Annotated in this window: 4 protein-coding genes and 1 pseudogene; 4 read left to right on the top strand and 1 reads right to left on the bottom strand. The window is 63.5% G+C overall.

The features are described 5' to 3' along the window. The 4 genes and pseudogenes from ACF8MI_RS18300 to ACF8MI_RS18285 form a co-directional block, all read left to right on the top strand. Positions 1-202: pseudogene (locus tag ACF8MI_RS18300) on the top strand (hypothetical protein); the annotation flags it as partial. A gap of 114 nt (positions 203-316) precedes the next feature. Then, entirely contained in the window at positions 317-1,093 is a 777-nt protein-coding gene (locus ACF8MI_RS18295; RefSeq protein WP_200929571.1) for an ABC transporter permease, read from the top strand. Positions 1,094-1,526: 433 nt separating this feature from the next. Next, positions 1,527-1,784 (top strand): DUF6124 family protein, encoded by a 258-nt coding sequence (locus ACF8MI_RS18290; protein ID WP_392517710.1) that lies wholly within the window; start codon positions 1,527-1,529, stop codon positions 1,782-1,784. A gap of 187 nt (positions 1,785-1,971) precedes the next feature. Then, on the top strand, positions 1,972-4,611 hold the full coding sequence (locus ACF8MI_RS18285; protein WP_200929573.1) for a DUF3616 domain-containing protein: 2,640 nt from the start codon (positions 1,972-1,974) through the stop codon (positions 4,609-4,611). Positions 4,612-4,649: 38 nt separating this feature from the next. Here ACF8MI_RS18285 and ACF8MI_RS18280 read toward each other — a convergent pair whose 3' ends face one another. Next, positions 4,650-4,886, bottom strand: coding sequence for an SGNH hydrolase domain-containing protein (locus ACF8MI_RS18280; RefSeq protein ID WP_392517709.1), 237 nt, complete (start codon positions 4,884-4,886; stop codon positions 4,650-4,652). Positions 4,887-5,095 lie beyond the last annotated feature (209 nt).

Genomic DNA, 5,095 nt, shown 5'->3' with positions numbered 1-5,095 from the left:
CTTCTTCTTCCAGAAAGGTAACGACACCTACGTTATCGCTGAAACCAAGGCCTACGGCAGCAGCACCGTCACCGGTACTGGCGGTTTCACCGACGTAACTACCGCTGCCGCTGCCAATACCCCAGACGCAGCTGTTATCAAGCTGACTGGCGTTGGTATCGAGAAAGTTACCTTCGAAAACGGTGTTGTATCCATCGCTTAATAACGATGTAGCATCGCTGCTCAAGTCGAGCGAAAAACCCGCCCCTCAAAAGGCGGGTTTTTTTATGCCCCTGTACTGCGTATGCTTGCCTGCTCGCTGTTTTTGGACCCTTCGATGAACTGGAACCTGCTGCTCAACTTCACCCGCCAGGACCTGATCGACCGCCACTCGGCCTCGGTACTCGGCGCGGCCTGGACCTTCATCCTGCCGCTGATCAACATCCTCATCTTCACCCTGGTGTTCTCCAACATCATGGGCATGCGCCTCGGCGGGCTGGGCCAGGACCTCGGCAAATGGGGCTACAGCGTGTACCTGGTCAGCGGCCTGCTGGCCTGGAACTGCTTCGCCGCCACCCTCACCCGGATTACCGGCGTGTTCCATGAAAAGGCCCACCTGATCGGCAAGGTGCGCCTGTCGCTGTGGAGCCTGCCGCTGTTCGTGGTGCTCAGCGAAACTGTGCACTACCTGATCGCCACCGGCTTCTTCATGGTCTTCCTGGTCGCCATCGGCTTCGACTTTTCCTGGCACCTGCTGTGGTGGATCCCGATCTTCCTCTGCCAGCAGCTGCTGGCCTATGCCCTGGGCATCACCTGCGCGATTCTCTCGGTGTTCATCCGCGACATCACCCAGGTGGTCGGCGTGGTCACCCAGCTGTGGTTCTGGCTGACGCCTATCGTGTACGTGGCGAATATTCTGCCCGGCACCATCCAGCAGCTGGTGGCGCTGAACCCCTTCTACCACCTGGTACTGGCCTACCGCGCCGCACTGATCGGCGGCCAGGCCCCGCACCTGCTGTCCATCGGCCTGCTGGTGGCCTTCTCCCTGGCGCTGTTGGGCGTGTCGATCTTCGTCGGCCGCAAGCTGGAGCGCGATATTCGCGACTTCCTCTAAGGCCGTTGTGGGAGCGAGCTTGCTCGCGAAAAGGTCTGGCGCGGTGTTGCGGCCTTTCGCGAGCAAGCTCGCTCCCACAAAAAACCCTGCAATCCGCGCCTATTATGGGGCCATGATTGCAAGACGCCTCTCTTTCTCTTGCAGGACATTTCCGAGAGAATTCCGACCGCTTGTGCCCATGCATTCAGGCTTCTACCCTCCTGCCGTCGCTGCCAATTCAGCGACCAGGTTTGGTAGGCCTGAGGTTAGTCGGTGCAAGGCGCCACCTTTTGCGAGGCGCTTTTTTGCGGCCATGCGTTTCATGGTGGCCGCGTGCAGGGCGTCTTCGGGCGCGCCGGGTGCCAACTGACCGGTCCTACCAACTTGCACGCGGCTGCCGCCCATCGTTTGGTAGGCCATGGGCGGCAGCTCCAATCATTAGTTGGAGTACCACATGAAAAAGATCGTCCCCGATCCACCCTCCGTTCAATCATCCCTCGTCCTGCTCGAATGCCGCGTGGCCCACGCCGTGGAGCTGCTCAACTGCGCCACCGCCACGGCCTATCAAAGCGCCGAAGGCCTGCAAGGCCCGCCGCGTCACCTGGCCATGGCCAGCCTGCACCTGATTACCCAGGCGCAACTGGCCCTCAACCAGGCCCTGGACCAATGGCCGGTGCCGGCGGTCGAGCCCGAGGAAGGCCTGAAGACCTGACCCTGTTGGAGCTTGCTCGCGAAAAGGCCTGGCTCGATGTCGGGACCCTTCGCGAGCAAGCTCGCTCCTACAAAGCACCCGCAATCCGTTGGAGCTTGCTCCAACAGCCCCGAGCGCCCCGGTCACCATTTCGTCAAACTGCGTTGGTAGGGTCGCGTATCCCTTCTGATACCGAGTGCTTACCTTCATGTCCACCCTCCGCGAGTCGATCACCGCCTTTTACAAGAACATCCTGGGCCGTGAGCCGGATGCCGGTGGTCTGGCTTATTGGCAGGCGCAGGTCGAGAGCGGGCAGATCCAGCTGGCGGAGGTGGTCAGCAGCTTCACCTCCTCGGCCGAAGCGCAGGCCGTGGTGCAGCCGATCATTGCGCTGTACCAGGCCGCCTTCGGCCGCACACCGGACACCGGCGGCCTGCAGTACTGGGTAGCGCAGATGCAGGGCGGCCTGTCGTTGAGCGACGTGACCCAGGCCTTCGCCCAGTCCAGCGAATTCGCCAGCGTGGCGGGCACGTCGAGCACGCAGTTCATCACCGCGCTGTACCAGAACACCCTGGGCCGCGCACCGGACGCCGGCGGCCTGGCCTATTGGGTCGAACAGGCCGCCAATGGCAGCAGCCCGGCCAGCCTGCTGGCGTCCTTTACCGCGTCGGCAGAAGGCCAGCGTGTCACCAGCGAAAAGGCCCAGGTAGTACTGACTTACCAGGGCGTGCTGGGCCGTTCGCCGAGCACTGCCGAACTCAACAGCGCGCTGCAGGCCAAAGGCACGCAGAGTAGCGTCGAGCTGGTCAACAGCCTGGCCGGTAACCTGATCAGCAACGGCGACCCGGCCACGTCTACGCCGACCACACCGGTGACCCCGCAGCCTACCGAGTTCACCTTCAAGCCCCAGGTCGGCAGCGCCTTCGGTTCGTCCGATGCCTCGGGGGTGGTGAGCTGGGGCAATTACCTGATCGTCGGCGATGACGAGTCCAACGTGGTGCGGGTCTACGAGAAAACCGGCGGCGCCGCGCTGAGCGAGTTCGACTACGGCACGGCCCTGGGGCTGAGCGACGAGATGGACTTCGAGGCCATGACCCTGGTCGGCGACACCCTGTACCTCACCGGCTCGCACAGCAACAACAAGAAGGGCCAGGAAGCACCGGGCCGTGAGGTGATCACCGCGCTGAAGATCACTACGGTGAATGGCCAGCCGCAGTTGACGGTCACCACCGATAAATACACCGGCCTGGTCGCTGCACTGAGTGCCGGGGACGCCGCCGGCGCCGATGGCAAGGCTGCGGGCTACTACGGTTTCGCCACCTCGGCCGGCGCCGGTATCGCGCCGGAGAACACCAACGGCTTTTCCATCGAGGGCCTGACCACCTCACCGGACGACAGCGCGCTGTGGCTGGGCTTTCGCGCCCCGCAGCTGGACAGCGGCACGCGTGACAAGGCGCTGATCGTGGCTGTGAACAATTACACCCAGGTACTGGCCGACAGCAGCGTGGCGCCGGTCTTCAGCGCCATCGAGCTGAACCTGGGCGGGCGCGGTATCCGTTCCATCGACAAGGCTGCCGACGGCAGTGGCTACCTGATCATCGCCGGGCCTTCAGGCAGCGCCAGCGATCTGGTGCCCAACGATTTTCGTCTGTTCACCTGGGACGGCAACGCCACGCACCAACCGGTGCAACTGAACAACGACCTGGATGCGTTGCTCAAGGCCACCGGCGGCAGCTTCGAGTCGATCGCCTCGCCGGCCAGCATCAAGCCCGGCACCCAGGTGCTGTTGCTGCAGGACAACGGCGACACGCTGTGGCCAGGGCAGAGCCAGATGTCCAAGGACTTGGCCCCCGCCGACCAGCAGTTCAAGAGCAACCTGGTGACCCTCGGCCAGCCCTTGACCGACACCACGGCACCCAAGCTGGTGGCCAGCACCCCGGCCAATGCCGCCACCGAGGTGTCGAAGAACACCACCAGCATCACCCTGACCTTCGATGAAGGCGTGCAGCTGGGCAGCGGCAGCATTGTGCTCAAGGATGGCACCGGCACGGTGCTGCAGAGTTTCGATGCCAGCCACCTGAAGGTGGATTACAACCAGGTGCAGTTGTTGCCTTCCGCCAAGCTGGTGGCCGGCACCCAGTACAGCGTCGAGCTGCAGGCCGGTGCGGTGGTCGACCATTACGGCAATGCCATCGCCGCGCAGAGCCTCAGCTTCCAGACCGGCCAGACGCCGCATTACAACCTGTTGATCAGCGAAGTGAATTCCAACGCCAGCGGCGGGGATTTCATCGAGCTGTACAACTACGGCAGCAGCATCGACCTGTCGAACTGGCGCTTCACCGACTCGGACAACAAGACCTTCGCCTCGGGGGTGTCGCTGGGCGGCAACCTGACCCTGGAGGCCGGCAAGACCCTGGTGATCGCCTCGGTGAAAAGCGCCGACTATGCGGCCTTCCTCAATGCCTGGGGGCTGACCGACGCCAGCCATGTCATCAGCGTCGACGGCCCGGGCCTGGGCAAGGGCGATGCGGTGGTGATTTACGACCAGAACGGCAACGTGGCGACGGCCTTCAACTATGGCACCAGTAGCTTCGAGGCCGACGGCACGTTGATTGCGACCGCGGCGATCAGCAGCGGCAGCGTCAAGGCCGCCAGCCATGCCAGCGTGGCCTTCGGTGCCGCGCAGGCGGGTTATTCGGCGGTGTGGGACCAGACCTCGACCAGCGACCCGCACTACACCGCCGCCAAGACCGACACCCTCGGCGCCTATGCGCAGAGCGGCGACGCCAACTCGGTGGGTTCACCCGGCGTGGCCATTACCCTGGTGGGGCAGCCGCTGGAACAGTGAAGCCGCGCCTACAGGTTCATGGCCACGCCTTGGTTGGCTTATAGCAGGCCCTGGATGAAGCGCTGGAAGTCCGGGGCCAGGCGCATGTTGCCGTAGCCGCTGACATGGTCGGCGTCGTAGAACAGCGGCCGGCCCTGGTCTTCGACCTGGCAGTTCTGGCCGGGGCACAGGGTGGGCAGCGGGTCCCAGACGCGCACCGCCGGCATCTGGCTGGCCAGCCGTCCAAGAAGGTCGGTCACCGGGCAGCGGTAGGTTTCCATCTGTCCACGCGGCACGCTACGACCTTGCCGGCCGCTTCGCGATCAAGTCTACGAGATCCGACACGATTCACCTGAAGGAGGGGAATTTTCGCGCCCGCGAAAAAAGTTTCAGCCGGGTCTTCAGGACTCACAAGTGACCTAGGGTTAGCTCATGCTGATAACGTCCTGATGGCGCGTGGCCTCACATCATCCTCGACACGCAGACGGCGGTCTCAGTGACCAAG

Source organism: Pseudomonas sp. yb_9 (assembly GCF_043103635.1).
Classification (GTDB): Bacteria; Pseudomonadota; Gammaproteobacteria; order Pseudomonadales; family Pseudomonadaceae; genus Aquipseudomonas; species Aquipseudomonas monteilii.
Note: the sequence above shows the minus strand (reverse complement) of the source record. Positions and strands in the feature narration are given on the sequence as shown.